This is a genomic window from Flavobacterium sp. (assembly GCF_046153165.1).
Taxonomy (GTDB): Bacteria; Bacteroidota; Bacteroidia; order Flavobacteriales; family Flavobacteriaceae; genus Flavobacterium.
The window spans coordinates 44084-59057 of sequence record NZ_JBJXEN010000074.1 but is presented as its reverse complement, the minus strand read 5'-3'; the positions used below and the strand labels follow the sequence as shown (position 1 = coordinate 59057).

Genomic DNA, 14974 nt, shown 5'->3' with positions numbered 1-14974 from the left:
ATGATTACCCTAGAAGCAATTCAGTTTATTGACGACCTAAAAGCCAATAACAATACCGAATGGATGCATGCCAACAAAAAGCGATACGACAATTATAAAAAAGATTACCATCAGTTTGTTGCATCAGTTCTAGAAGAAATGAAACCTTTAGACAAATCGTTGGATCAATTAGAAATTAAAAATTGTACTTTTCGTATTAATCGTGACATCAGATTTTCTAAAGATAAGCAACCTTACAAAACCAATATTGCACTTTGGTTAAGCACTAATAAAAATAGAAAAAATAGCCCTGGTTATTACATTCATTTTGAAAAAGGAAGTTCTTTTATAGCTGGTGGTGTTTGGTGTCCCGAAGCAAATGAACTAAAAAGCATTCGAAAAGAAATTGCTTTTTTCCATGATGATTTAGAAGCGATTGTAAACAATCCAACTTTCAAAAAAGAATTCAAAGAAATTACTCGAGAAGAAAATAATTTATTAAAAAAAGCCCCAAAAGGCTACGAACCAAACCATCCTGCTATCGAATTTCTAAAACTAAAAAGTTATACTTGTTCGCAAAAAATTGACGATAAATTATTTTTAGATAAAGATTTTTCAAAAAAAATAGCACAAAAATTAATTGCTTTAAAACCATTAAACGAGTTTTTAAATCGAGCTTTAGAAACTGAAGAATAAAATATTATAATGCAAAAAAGAAGAATTCTTTTCCTTGGAGAAACTTATAGAGCCGATGCAATTACTTGGATGAATGGCTTGAAGGAGTTTGGTGATTTCGAAATTGTAACTTGGGAACTACAAACCCGAAGCACAGGAGTTTCCAGACTAAAAAGACTTATGGAGCTTGCTAAATCATTTCTAACGATAAAAAGCGCTGCAAAAAAATTTGATGCAGATATGGTTATTGCAGAAAGAACTACAAGTTACGGATTTCTTGCAGCACTTTCAGGAATAAAACCAATAGCTATTGCCCAACAAGGAATAACGGATTTATGGCCAAAAAACTCACCATTGTATCCCTTAAAAAAAATTCTTCAAGATTATGCTTTTAAAAAAGCTGACTTAATACATGCTTGGGGACCTGTTATGGCAAAACACATGGAAAACAGCAATGTAGATATGTCTAAAGTAATGATCCTACCAAAAGGAATTAATTTAAGCTTTTTTGAATTCGAAAATAACAATAATCAACCCATAATAAAAGCAATCGTTACAAGATCTTTATTACCAGAATACAAGCATGATATTATTTTAAAAGCTTTTGCTATTTTAAATAAAAAAAATATTCCATTTGAATTAACAATTGTTGGAGGTGGAATTATGCAAAAATCACTTATATTGCTTTCGGAAGAATTAAAAATCGAAGACAAAGTAATTTTTACAGGAATAATAAACAATCACGATTTGCCAAAACTTTTACAACAATCAAACTTTTACATAAGTATGCCTACAACTGAAGGTGTTTCTGCATCATTATTTGAAGCAATGGCATGTGGAAGCTTTCCTATTGTAACCGATTTGCCTGGAAATAGAAGTTGGGTTAAACAAAAAGAAAACGGAGTCCTAGTTGAATCAGAAAATATTGAAATATTAGCAGATTCAATTATTTGGGCTTTTCAAAATTCAGAAATTAGACAAAAAGCAGTTCTTGAAAACAGAAAATTTATAGAAGAAAATGCCAATTATACTGTTAATATGAAAAAAATAGCAGATGAATACCATAAATTAATTAGTAGAAAAATAAATTAATATATGTGTGGTATAAACGGGATTCTACATTTAAACAATAAATCTGTTGATGAAAATCAACTGTTAAAAATGCGAGATGTTCTTGAACATCGAGGACCCGATGATGCTGGTTTTTTTATCGACAAAAATATTGGTCTTGGTCACAGACGATTATCTATCATAGATACTTCATCAGCAGGACATCAGCCATTTTATTCTGAAAACGGAAGATATATTCTCGTTTTTAATGGAGAAATATACAATTATAAAGATTTTTATCCTGAATTAGAAAATAAAGGAATTAAACTAAAATCAGGTTCCGACACAGAAGTTTTACTCAAACTATACGAACTATATGGTTTAGATATGTTACCTCGTCTAAACGGAATGTTTGCTTTTGCTATTTGGGATAAAGAAGAAAAAAAACTCGTTCTTGTAAGAGATCGAATGGGCGTAAAACCTCTATATTATTCTTTATATCAAAACACCTTATACTTTGCATCAGAACAAAAAGCACTTTTTGCAGCTGGAATTCCAATACAAATATCTGCAAACGGACTTGAAGAGTATTTCTTTAACAGATTTGTGGCTGGGGAAAATACTTTATACAATAATGTAAATAAAATTTTACCAGGACACTATATGATTATCCATGAAAATGGAAATACAAAAACTAAAAAATGGTGGAATCTCAAAGAAGAAATTCAAAATCATAGTCCTATTCTTAATCCAAAAAAATGGTTTGAAGAAACATTTTTCGAATCGGTAAAACTACGTATGGTAAGTGATGTTCCTGTTGGTATTTTACTTAGTGGAGGATTAGATTCTTGCTCTATTTTATCTTCATTATATCATCAGAATTACAAAAATATTCAAACATTTAATATTGGTTTTTCAGAACAACAACACAACGAGTCCTATTTAGCAAAAAATATTACCGAAGAATATAATTATCAATTTAATTCTATAAAAGTTGAAGGAGACATCCTTTTTGATAGTTTATTAAACTCAACCTATTTTCAAGACGAACCAATAATGCATCTAAATGAACCTCATTTACTTGCAGTGTCTAAATTAGCAAATTCTAAAGTAAAAGTGTTGCTTTCTGGCGAAGGTGCTGATGAGCTAATGGGAGGTTATGTTCGTTATAAAGCTTTAAAAAGTCCCTCATTACTAAACGCTATTTCTCACCTAAGACATTTAGAGTATTTCAATAAAAACCCGAGATATAACAAACTATTACGATATTCGAATATTAAAAATAATTCAGATTTAATTCTCTTTAATAGTACAAGCATTTATCCTAATGACATTAACACATTTTATGGAGAAAAGGAAAAGCCTGCTAATGAATATCGTTATCAAATATTAAAAGAAGCAAAAGAATTATATCCTAAAAGTTTGCAAAGACAAGCGTTATATTTTGACCAGCATACTTATATGTGTTCACTTTTAGATAGAAATGATCGTTGCACAATGGGAGCATCTATAGAATGTCGAGAGCCTTTTTTAGACCAACGATTAATCGCTGGATTAGGAACCCTAAATGATAAATTATTATTTTCTGGAAAAAAAGGAAAATACATCTTAAAATCGACGATGGAAAACAAACTACCTCAAGAAATTCTGAACTTTAGAAAAATAGGTTTAAGTTCTCCTTGGGAAAATTATTTAGTCTCTAATTCAAAATTTAAATCTGAATTACAAGATTTTGCTAAAAGTGAGATTTTTAATATGCCTTTTTTAGAAAACATAAATGGTAAAAAAATTGTCGAGCAAATAGAAAAAGGCGACAAGAAAATAATACCTTACATTTTACCATTATTTATGCTACATATTTGGCAAAAAAATTACTTTGAAAAGTTTGTTTAAAATTCTTTATGCTATTTTTGCATATAAATTCATTTTTGATGACTATAATTCCTAATTTCTCTTTAAAAAAGCACAACACTTTTGGTATCGAAGCCAAAGCAAAACAATTTGTAGCCATACATTCTATCCCAGATTTAAAAGCTGTTTTGCACGAAAATCCAACTGAAAAAAAATTTATATTAGGTGGCGGAAGTAATATGTTACTCACACAAGATATTAATGCATTGGTTATTCACATCGATTTAAAAGGAAAAAAAATAATCAAACAAGATGACGATTTTGTTTGGGTAGAAAGTCAAGCAGGCGAAAACTGGCACGAATTTGTTCTTTGGACTATAAATCAAAATTTCGGCGGATTAGAAAATATGTCACTCATTCCTGGCAATGTGGGTACAACTCCAGTGCAAAACATAGGTGCATACGGAACCGAAATAAAAGATACTTTTGTCTCTTGTGAAGCAATAAACATTGCCACTCAGGAAATGAAAACTTTTACAAATACCGAATGTCATTTTGGTTATCGTGAAAGTATTTTTAAACATGATGTAAAAGACCAATTTATTATCACATCGGTAGTTTTTAAATTAACAAAAAAAGATCATAAAATAAATATTTCTTATGGAGATATTCAGTTAGAATTAGCCAATAAAAACATCGAAACTCCGAGTTTAATTGACGTTTCTAATGCTGTAATTGCCATTCGTCAGAGCAAATTGCCAGATCCAAAAGAATTAGGTAATAGTGGAAGTTTTTTTAAAAACCCTATTTTATTAAAGTCGGAATTCGAACCTATTCATAAAAAATTTCCAGAAATGAAGTTTTACGAAATTTCAGAAACCGAAGTAAAAGTCCCAGCAGGTTGGCTTATTGAGCAAGCAGGTTTCAAAGGAAAACGCTTTGGTGATGCCGGAATTCATAAAAACCAAGCCCTAGTTTTAGTAAATTATGGTAATGCAACTGGTCAAGAAATTCTGAATGTATCAAAAAACATTCAAAAGACAGTTTTCGAAATGTTTGGTATTCATATAGAAGCAGAAGTAAATGTGATTTAAAAAACGTGATTTCGTTTTAAAATCAAAATACATAATTAATATACAATGTACATTCCAGCCATTTACAAAAACGAAAATCGGGAAGACATAATCAGTTTTCTTCAAAAAAACAGTTTCGGAATTTTAATAAATCAAAATGACGGAAATATACTGGCAACTCATATTCCATTAGAACTTGAAATAAAAGAAAATGGAGAACAATTTCTAGAAGGACATATATCTAAAGAAAATCCGCAATGGCAAACTTTCGAAAATGATAATCGAATTTTAGCTATTTTCTCGGGTCCACATACTTATATTTCTTCTTCTTGGTATGATCACGAAAATGTTCCTACTTGGAATTATATTGCAGTTCATGTATACGGAAAAGTGAAAATTCTAAATTTTGAAGAAACAATCCTTTCATTAAAAAAACTAGTCGATAAATACGAAGTCAATTCAAAAAATCCAATAAGAATTGAAGATTTATCAGAAAAAACGATGAGACAAGCTAAAGGAATTATTGCTTTTCGAATCGAAATTACTTCGATAGAAGCTGTAAAAAAAGTTTCTCAAAATCGAGACGAAAAAAACCACCAAAATATTATTTCTGAGTTAGAAAAAACGAAAGATTATAATGCTTGCCAAATAGCACAAGAAATGGCAAAAAATAAAAAATAATCTTTTACAAACAATCTGAATTCTAAAATCTGAAATCTAAAATCTTTTAGTACCTTTGCAAAATATTTTTTGACTCATTTTATGACACAATTTTTACTCATTTTACTTTACATTTTTATAGGAATTGTAGTTATTCAGGTAATTTACTATTTATTTATTTTTGGCAAATTTTCTTTTGCAAAAACTCAAGAAAGTACTACTAAGCACGTTTCGGTTTCGGTAATTGTATGTGCAAAAAACGAAGAAGAAAATGTAAAAAACTTTATTCCTCTTCTGGCAAATCAAAATTATTCAAATTTTGAAATTATACTAATAGATGATGCTTCTAGTGACGATACTTTAGAGATTTTCGAACAATTTGAGAAACAGTATGCTAATATAAAGCTAGTAAAAGTTGCTAATAATGAGGCTTTTTGGGGAAACAAGAAATTTGCATTAACCCTTGGTATCAAAGCAGCTACAAAAGATTATTTACTTTTTACAGATGCCGATTGTTATCCAAATTCTGAAAATTGGATTACCGAAATGTCTTCTCATTTCACTCTACACAAAACCATTGTTTTAGGCTACGGTGCATACGAAAAAGAACCTAGTTTTTTAAATAAATTAATTCGTTTCGAAACTTTACTTACCGCAACACAATATTTTGCTTGGGCAAAGTTAGGAAAACCTTATATGGGTGTAGGTAGAAATTTAGGTTATAAAAAAGATGAATTCTTTAAAGTAAATGGTTTTATAAATCACATGAAATTACGTTCTGGTGATGATGATTTATTTATAAATGAAGCAGCAAACAAAGACAATATTGCTGTTGCTTATAACTCTGAAAGTTTTACTTATTCGAAAGCGAAAGAAACTTTTAAAGATTGGATTATGCAGAAACGTCGCCATATTTCTACAGCAAAATATTATAAATCTTTTGACAAAACACAATTGGGAATTTTTTATTTTTCTCAATTATTTTTCTTTCTCGTTCCTATTGTCCTATTAGCTTTTCAATTTCAATGGATTATTGTAACTTCAATAATTATCTTTAGATATTTAGTAGCATGGATATCTTTAGGATATTCTGCAGGAAAATTAAAAGAGAAAGATGTCATCTATTGGTTCCCAATTCTAGAAATTATTCTTATATTCACACAATTAAGCGTATTTATTAGAAATATTTTCTCAAAACCAGTCACTTGGAAATAAAACAATATATAGACAAAGCCAAATTAGGCGATCAAGTTGCTTTTACTTTTCTACTAGATAATTACTGGAACGAAGTATATGGTTTTATGTTGCAACGAACAGAAAACGAAACTGATGCCGAGGACATTACAATCGAAACTTTTTCTAAAGCTTTCGACAAAATTACTACTTACAACCCTGAATTTCAGTTTAACACTTGGCTTATTGCAATCGCAAAAAACGTTCATATCGATTTACTTCGAAAAAAGAAATCATCTCTTTTTATAGATATTACTGATGAAGAAGATGATATTGCTTATTCTATTGCAGATACTTCCCCTTCGGCAGAAGACAAATTAATCACCGAGCAAAATTTATCTCGATTACTACAATTCATCAAAGAATTAAAACCAGCTTACCAAGAAGTTATCCAAATGCGCTATTTTCAGGAAATGAGTTACCAAGAAATTGCAGATGATTTAGAAGAACCTCTAAATAATGTAAAAATTAAACTTCTTAGAGCAAAAAAGTTATTAGCTGAAATTATCACAAAAGCATAATTAGTAGTCTAAAATTAGTTTTGTTTGAATTATAATTACAAATTTAATCACAATTCAATATTTTACATAAAAATCAACGCTTTTAATACATTTAACAAAATTTTGGCACGGTTTTTTCAATTAACTAATCAAAACACTAGAAGATTATTAATTATAAAAACCGAAAATTATGTCAAAATTAAACATTAACAAAAACGAATGGTTAGAGTTGGTTTTTGAAGGAAAAAACAAAGAGTACGGAGCGTACAAAATGCGTCAAGAAGACGGCAAAACAACAATGAAAGCTTTTTTAAGTGCCATTGTATTAATTTCTGGAATTGCACTATTACCCGTTTTATTAAGTTCATTTACTGACAAACCAATTGCAAAACCTATAGAACCTGATATTGTACTTCATGTTACAGATTTAACGTTACCTCATAAAGAAGATATAAAAAAAGAATTACCAGCATTAAAAAGTGAGCCACAAAAACCTATAACAACTGAGAACTTAGTAGACCCGACAATTGTTGAAGCTACAAAAGCTCCAAATATTGATTTTACAAAACCCGAGGATGTAGGAAAAACTAACACTACAAACACCACAACAACTGGAACTGGAGGCAATCCTGAAGCTGGAAACACTGGAGTAATAACAACTACTCCTCCTGTTGAACAACCTATAAACGAAGCCTTACCTTCTGGAATTTTAGATAAAAACCCTAACTTTCCTGGCGGAATAAATGAATTCTTAAAAACGGTTGGTAAAAAATTTGTAACCCCAGAACTAGACGAAGAAAAAACAATAAAAATTCTAGTTTACTTCGTGGTTGAAAGAGATGGAACATTATCTAACATAACAGTTCCTAAAAATCCTGGTTTTGGTTTAGATATAGAAGCTATTCGTGTGCTAAAATCTATAAAAACAAAATGGGAGCCTGGAATATATAAAGGAAAACCTGTTAGAACATCTTATTCTTTACCAATTGTGGTAAAAACACAATTAAATTAAAACATAAAGTATCATTAAACTTTTATAAAGTACACTAAAAAATATTTTAGTGTACTTTTTTATTATCAAAAAAGATCAAATTAACGAATAAACAATCCTCAAACAAACTACAATTAGTATCTTTGCTTTGCAAAAAATTACATTTTATGGAAACTGTTCTAGATTCTAACATACTTCCTGTAGGAAAGCCAAAATGGCTAAAAGTAAAATTACCTATTGGTCAAAAATATACTGAATTACGTGGTTTAGTAGACAAGTACAAACTAAACACCATTTGCACCTCTGGGAGTTGCCCAAACATGGGTGAATGCTGGGGTGAAGGAACGGCAACGTTTATGATTTTAGGAAATATTTGCACTCGTTCTTGTGGTTTTTGTGGTGTAAAAACAGGAAGACCAGAAACGGTCGATTGGAATGAACCAGAAAAAGTAGCTCGTTCTATTAAAATTATGAACATAAAACACGCTGTAATTACAAGTGTAGATAGAGATGATCTAAAAGATATGGGATCTATAATTTGGATAGAAACCGTAAAAGCGATTAGAAGAATGAATCCTGAAACTACGCTAGAAACATTAATTCCAGATTTTCAGGGTGTAGAAAGAAATTTAGACCGAATTGTAGAAGCCAATCCCGAAGTCGTTTCTCATAATGTAGAAACTGTTCGTAGACTAACTCGTGAAGTTAGAATTCAGGCTAAATATGATAAAAGTCTAGAAGTTCTACGTTACTTGAAAGCCAAAGGAATTCGCAGAACAAAATCTGGAATCATGTTGGGTTTAGGAGAAACTGAAGAAGAAGTGATACAAACCATGAAAGATTTGCGTGACGCCAATGTAGATATTGTAACCATAGGCCAGTACTTACAACCAAGTAAAAAACACTTACCAGTAAAGGAGTTTATTAGACCCGAACAATTCGAAAAATACGAGCTTCTAGGAAAAGAAATGGGATTTCGTCATGTAGAAAGTGGCCCATTAGTTCGATCTTCGTATCATGCACAGAAACATATTTTATAATAAAAAAACATGACTCACGAAGAATCTGCGATAAAAGCAACTTATTTTAGCTTAATTGGAAATGCATTACTTGCCATCATAAAAGGACTAGCTGGTTTTTTTGGAAATTCCTATGCATTAATAGCTGATGCAATTGAATCTACAACCGATATTTTTTCATCATTTCTAGTTTTATTTGGAATAAAATATTCTAATAGACCCGCAGATGAGAACCACCCTTACGGTCATGGAAGAGCTGAACCACTCATCACTTTTCTAGTAGTTGGTTTTCTAATTACGTCTGCAACTATTATAGCTTATGAGAGCATTTCAAATATTGGAACACCTCATAATTTACCAAAACCTTGGACACTAATTATTCTTTTTTTTATCATTATATGGAAAGAAATTTCTTTTAGATTGGTTATGAAAAGGAGTGAAGAAACAAATAGTTCCTCATTAAAAGCTGATGCGTGGCATCATAGAAGCGACGCTATAACATCAGTAGCTGCTTTTGTTGGTATTTCAATCGCTTTGCTTTTAGGAAAAGGATATGAATCTGCAGATGATTGGGCTGCCCTTTTTGCTTCAGGATTTATATTATACAACAGTTATTTGATATTTAGACCAGCACTTGGCGAAATTATGGACGAACATTTATATGACGACCTCATATTAGACATTAGACAAGTTTCTCATAAAGTTGACGGAGTAATAGATACCGAAAAATGCTTTATTAGAAAAGCTGGTATGAAATATCATGTAGATCTTCATGCTATTGTAAGTGCAAATATTTCGGTAAAAGAAGGGCACGATATTGCCCACAAACTAAAAGACACTTTACGTGAACAAATACCACAATTAGGTCACGTATTAATACACATTGAACCTAATGAGTAAAATAAGAATCTCTATTAACGGTTTTGGGAGAATTGGTCGAAACTTATTTCGATTGTTATTAAATCATCCTACAATTGAAGTTGTTGCAATAAATGACATTGCCGATAATAGAACGATGTCTCATTTGTTAAAATATGATAGTATTCATGGTGTTCTACCGTCAAATGTTTCGTTTGATGAAACTTTTATTTTAGTAGATGGAAAATCTTATTTATTTTTTCACGAAAAAGACATTTCAAAATTAAATTGGAAATCTTTAGATATTGATTTTGTTGTGGAAAGTACAGGTAAATACAAAACTTTCGATGACATAAACGCACACATTTTAGCTGGAGCAAAAAAGGTTATTTTATCGGCTCCAGCCGAAGTAGACAATATAAAAACTGTGGTTCTTGGTGTAAATGAAAATATTCTTGACGGCACAGAAAAAATAATTTCTAATGCAAGTTGTACTACTAACAATGCTGCCCCAATGATAAAAGTGATTCAGGAATTATGTGGTATAGAACAAGCTTACATTACAACTGTTCACTCTTATACCACCGATCAGAGTTTACATGATCAACCTCACAAAGATTTGAGAAGAGCACGCGGAGCAAGCCAATCGATAGTACCAACAACAACTGGTGCTGCAAAAGCATTAACAAAAATATTTCCAGAACTAGAAGGAAAAATTGGAGGTTGTGGTATTCGTGTTCCTGTTCCAGATGGTTCACTAACTGATATTACTTTTAATGTGAAAAGAGAAGTTTCTATTGAAGAAATAAATTTTGCTTTCAAAATTGCCTCTGAAAATAAATTGAAAGGAATTCTTGCTTATACCGAAGATCCCATTGTTTCGGTAGATATTATAGGAAACCCAAATTCTTGTTTATTCGATGCACAGCTTACTTCTGTGATAGACAAAATGGTTAAAGTTGTAGGTTGGTATGACAACGAAATAGGCTATTCGAGCAGAATTATCAATTTAATTTCACTTATTCACAAAAAATAATTACTTTTAGACAGTCCTTTTCCTAAATGAAAAAAATGTTTAGCCGTTTATTATTAATCCTACTTTGCTTTTTTAATATTTCTGTTTTCTCACAAGACGGAGAAAAAACTGCATATAAAACGGATAGTTCCTTTTTTTATACAGAAAAAGCTAATTTTTATAAAAACAACAGAGTATTTGACAAAGCACTAGAAAATGCAAACAAATCGATAGTTTTTGGTCAAAAAACCAATAACATGGATGCATTGTCAAATGGATATTTTAGTCTTGCTACAGTTTATATTGATTTAAAAAAATACGATCTTGCTATTGAAAATTTATTGAGAACTGTTTCTATCTTAAATACAGTACAAGTTAATTCTAAATTAGCTTTATCCTACTACAACTTAGGCTTGTGTTATATGCAAAAAGAGAATTTCAGTAAGGCTGAATCTTATTTTGAAAAAGCAAATTCAGTATATGAAAGTATTAATTTGTCCAATGCAATAAATATGGTAAACCTACAAAAAGGGCTTATGTATTTAGAAAAAAAAGAAATTAATCAGGCAGAAAATATATTCTTACAAATATCACATCTCCCAATAGGAAAAGACACTTTTAATTTACAATCTGAAGCACTATATCAACTAGGACAAATAAAAGCAAATCAGAAAATAAATAATCTTGCTCTAAATTATTTGAATAGAGGTTATGAATTAAGTATTGACAATAAAAACACTATTCAACAAGTAAAAATTAGCAAAAAATTAAGCGAAGTATATGACAATATGAAGCAAACGAATAATTCACTTGCTTTTTTAAAAATATACACCCACTTAAAAGATTCATTAGATTCTGAATCTGAACATAGTAATAAAACTTTGGTTACAGAACGTTTCAAGGTCGATGATATGATGCGATCTTTAGAAAAATTAGATAAAGAAAAAAAGCAACAAGAAAAATCAAGTAAATTTTCTAAACTAATTAATATTTTAAGTGTAGCATTAATCACAATACTTTCACTGTTAAGTTTATCTTTATATAAAAATAATATTATTAGAAATAAATCAAACGAATTGCTACGAGATAAAAATAGTGAACTCGAAATTGCAAAAGAAAGAATAGAAAAAGCATCTAAAGCTCGTGCAGAATTCCTATCTACTGTAAGTCATGAATTAAGAACACCTCTTAATGCAATTAATGGAATTTCTCATATTTTATTAGAAGACAAACCGAAAGCAAGCCAAATAGAATACTTAAAATCATTAAAATTTTCAGGAAATTATTTACTGACTTATATAAATGAAATTCTAGAAATAAACAGGATTGAATCTGATAATATTGAGATTGAAAACATAAGTTTTAACTTAAGAGAGCTCCTAAATAATATTCAAAATTCATTAAAAGAGCAAGCAAGTCAGAATAACAATGATTTTAAATTAGATATAGACGATGATGTTCCCGAAATTTTAATTGGAGATCCTACTAAATTGTCTCAAATATTTATAAACCTAATAAACAATGCGCTAAAATTTACCCAAAATGGTTTTATTACTGTAAATACTAAGCTTATAAATAAAGACGGTGATATTTGTAGAATAAAATTTGAAGTTCATGATACTGGTATAGGAATTCCGAAAGACAAGCAAGAATCTATTTTTGAAAGTTTCTCTCAAGGCTCTGTAGAAATTAATCGAAAATATGGAGGAACTGGACTTGGACTTACGATTGTAAAAAGATTAGTTCTGTTAATGAAGGGAAAAATATCTGTTAATAGCGAAATTGGTGTTGGTTCTACTTTTACATTTAATCTAAGTTTTAAAATTGGAGAAAAAATTATTGCTTCAACAATTAACAACATTATAGATGAAAAAATATTTGTAGGTAAAAATATTTTATTAGTTGAGGATAATAAAATCAATCAAATGATTACAAAAAAATTCCTTGAGAAAAAGAAAATGCGTTGCGAAATTTGTGAAACTGGTGAAGATGCTATTGATAAAATGCAGAGCAATAATTACGATTTAGTTCTCATGGATGTACATTTACCTGGAATAAATGGAACCATCGCAACTGCCGAAATTAGAAAATTTAATACAAATACCCCAATTATAGCGCTAACAGCAATTTCATTGAATGAAAACAGGGAGATGTTACTTTCTTATGGCATGAATGACGTTATTACGAAACCATTTAATCCAGATAATTTTTATAAAGTAATTGAGAATAACTTACTTATTGAAACTAGTATTGTATAATTAATTCTTTTATTAAATTACGAACATGTGGTTCTGCTTTTTGAGCAGCTTCAAGTACCTCAGCATGAGTAATTGTACCTATACTCTCCTCATCACCCATATCTGTAATTACAGATAATCCGAAACATTCAAGATTCATGTGTCTCGCCACGATAACTTCAGGAACAGTAGACATTCCTACACAATCTGCTCCAATATTTTTAACCATTTTATATTCTGATAACGTTTCAAACGTTGGTCCTTGCAAACCAAGATAAACACCATCTTGCACTTGAATATCTAAATAAGAAGCAATTTCTTTTGCCTTAGCAATCATTTTAAGGCTGTATGGCTCGCTCATATTTACAAATCGTGGTCCAAAACGTTCGTCATTTTTTCCACGAAGCGGATGTTCTGGCATCATATTGATATGATCTTTAATAATTACTATAGATCCAACTTTATAATTAGAATTTACTCCTCCAGATGCATTAGATACAATCAATTTTTCAACCCCAAGATATTTCATCACTCGAACAGGAAAAGTCACTTGTTTCATATCGTATCCTTCATAAAAATGGAAACGACCTTGCATAGCAACTACTTTTTTTCCTTGAATGGTTCCAAAAACTAAAGCGCCTTTATGACCTTCAACAGTCGATACTGGAAAGTTTGGAATTTCTGTATATGGTAAAATATATTCTACATCAATATCATCGGTAAAATTACCTAAGCCCGACCCTAAAATCACTCCATATTCAGGCGAGAAATTAGTTTTATTTGCAATAAAATCAACGGTTTCTTGTACTTGTTCCCACATAATTTATAATTTTTTTATCAAAATTTTCTCCGTTATTAATAAATGAACTTTTTATTGGTAAATAAAAAAGAGATTCATTTGGTAACTTCTCGCTTAAACGAACAAAGTCTTTTTCGGTAGTAATAATGATTTTGTTTTTTGCTTTTTCTTTAATTTCTAAAATATCTTTTTCTAAAAAATGATGATGATCTGGATAAATTAGACATTCGTCATTTTTGGATTGCAAATATGCAAAAAAGGATTCAGGTTTAGCAATTCCTGCCAAAAGTAATTTATCAACAGTTTTTATCTCATTTACATTCAATGATTTATTATTTGAATATATTTTATCATCATAATCTATAAAAGTAAAAAACACTTCCGCTAGTTTGTTATTCCCACGAAGTAGCGATTTCTTTATTTTATTTTGTGCAAGTTCAGAAATATCTCTGGGACATTTAGTGACAATTATCATATTGGCTCTTTTTGCTCCACTCCTACTTTCTCTAAGATTACCTGTAGGTAACATAAAATCATTGGTAAACAAATCGTTGTAAGCGGTAAGTAGTATATAAAATCCTGCCTTCACTTTTCTGTGCTGAAAAGCGTCATCTAACAAAATTATATCTGGTTTATTTGATAATAAAAGTAATTGCTCGATTCCGTTTTTGCGATTGGCATCGACAGCAACTTGAATATTTGGAAATTTTTTATAAAACTGAAATGGTTCGTCTCCTAAAATTTCAGCATTTGAAGTCGCATTTGCCAAAATAAAACCTTCCGATTTTCGCTTATAGCCTCGACTTAAAGTAGCAATATTGTATTTGTCTGACAATAATCTGATTAAATATTCTATTTGTGGTGTTTTCCCTGTACCACCAACACTTAGATTTCCTACAGCAATAACTGGAATGGGAAAAGAATATGATTTTAGAATTCCACAGTCGAAAAGAAAATTACGAATACTGGTTATAAAACCATATAAAATGGCAAATGGAAATAGTATTTTTCGTAGGAAATTCATTTTACGAATA

At 30.2% G+C, this 14974-nt stretch carries 14 protein-coding genes; 12 read left to right on the top strand and 2 right to left on the bottom strand.

The annotated features are described in order from the left end of the window. From ACKVOV_RS08685 to ACKVOV_RS08630, 12 genes are all read left to right on the top strand, one after another. Nucleotides 1-675, top strand: a complete 675-nt coding sequence (locus ACKVOV_RS08685; protein ID WP_409206368.1) for a DUF2461 domain-containing protein — start codon at nt 1-3, stop codon at nt 673-675. A 9-nt stretch (nt 676-684) separates the two neighbouring features. Then, nucleotides 685-1746 (top strand): glycosyltransferase, encoded by a 1062-nt coding sequence (locus ACKVOV_RS08680; protein ID WP_409206367.1) that lies wholly within the window; start codon nt 685-687, stop codon nt 1744-1746. Nucleotides 1747-1749: 3 nt separating this feature from the next. After that, on the top strand, nt 1750-3597 hold the full coding sequence (asnB, locus tag ACKVOV_RS08675; RefSeq protein ID WP_409206366.1) for an asparagine synthase (glutamine-hydrolyzing): 1848 nt from the start codon (nt 1750-1752) through the stop codon (nt 3595-3597). A 38-nt stretch (nt 3598-3635) separates the two neighbouring features. After that, nucleotides 3636-4649 carry a UDP-N-acetylmuramate dehydrogenase gene (gene murB, locus ACKVOV_RS08670; protein ID WP_409206365.1) on the top strand — a complete coding sequence of 338 codons (1014 nt, stop codon included), beginning with the start codon at nt 3636-3638 and terminating at the stop codon, nt 4647-4649. Nucleotides 4650-4694: 45 nt separating this feature from the next. Further along, complete coding sequence (locus tag ACKVOV_RS08665; RefSeq protein ID WP_409206364.1) at nt 4695-5309, top strand: FMN-binding negative transcriptional regulator; 615 nt, start codon at nt 4695-4697, stop codon at nt 5307-5309. An 81-nt stretch (nt 5310-5390) separates the two neighbouring features. Continuing rightward, on the top strand, nt 5391-6503 hold the full coding sequence (locus ACKVOV_RS08660) for a glycosyltransferase (RefSeq protein ID WP_409206363.1): 1113 nt from the start codon (nt 5391-5393) through the stop codon (nt 6501-6503). Continuing rightward, nucleotides 6494-7042 (top strand): RNA polymerase sigma factor, encoded by a 549-nt coding sequence (locus ACKVOV_RS08655; RefSeq protein WP_409206362.1) that lies wholly within the window; start codon nt 6494-6496, stop codon nt 7040-7042. Before ACKVOV_RS08660 ends, ACKVOV_RS08655 begins: the two co-directional genes overlap by 10 nt. Nucleotides 7043-7211: 169 nt before the next feature. Continuing rightward, nucleotides 7212-8033 (top strand): energy transducer TonB, encoded by an 822-nt coding sequence (locus ACKVOV_RS08650; RefSeq protein WP_409206361.1) that lies wholly within the window; start codon nt 7212-7214, stop codon nt 8031-8033. Between the two features lie 146 nt (nt 8034-8179). Then, the gene (gene lipA, locus ACKVOV_RS08645) at nt 8180-9052 is read left to right on the top strand and encodes a lipoyl synthase (protein ID WP_409206360.1); all 873 of its coding nucleotides are present in this window, start codon (nt 8180-8182) and stop codon (nt 9050-9052) included. Nucleotides 9053-9061: 9 nt separating this feature from the next. Further along, nucleotides 9062-9931, top strand: coding sequence for a cation diffusion facilitator family transporter (locus ACKVOV_RS08640; RefSeq protein WP_409206359.1), 870 nt, complete (start codon nt 9062-9064; stop codon nt 9929-9931). Continuing rightward, the gene (gene gap, locus ACKVOV_RS08635) at nt 9924-10925 is read left to right on the top strand and encodes a type I glyceraldehyde-3-phosphate dehydrogenase (protein WP_409206358.1); all 1002 of its coding nucleotides are present in this window, start codon (nt 9924-9926) and stop codon (nt 10923-10925) included. Before ACKVOV_RS08640 ends, gap begins: the two co-directional genes overlap by 8 nt. Before the next feature lie 26 nt (nt 10926-10951). Then, nucleotides 10952-13162, top strand: a complete 2211-nt coding sequence (locus tag ACKVOV_RS08630) for an ATP-binding protein (protein ID WP_409206357.1) — start codon at nt 10952-10954, stop codon at nt 13160-13162. Here ACKVOV_RS08630 and ACKVOV_RS08625 read toward each other — a convergent pair. Next, entirely contained in the window at nt 13149-13961 is an 813-nt protein-coding gene (locus tag ACKVOV_RS08625) for a purine-nucleoside phosphorylase (protein WP_409206356.1), read from the bottom strand. The genes ACKVOV_RS08630 and ACKVOV_RS08625 overlap by 14 nt on opposite strands. Then, nucleotides 13933-14964: a tetraacyldisaccharide 4'-kinase gene (gene lpxK, locus ACKVOV_RS08620; RefSeq protein ID WP_409206355.1), complete on the bottom strand. Its 1032-nt coding sequence runs from the start codon at nt 14962-14964 to the stop codon at nt 13933-13935. Before lpxK ends, ACKVOV_RS08625 begins: the two co-directional genes overlap by 29 nt. Nucleotides 14965-14974 lie beyond the last annotated feature (10 nt).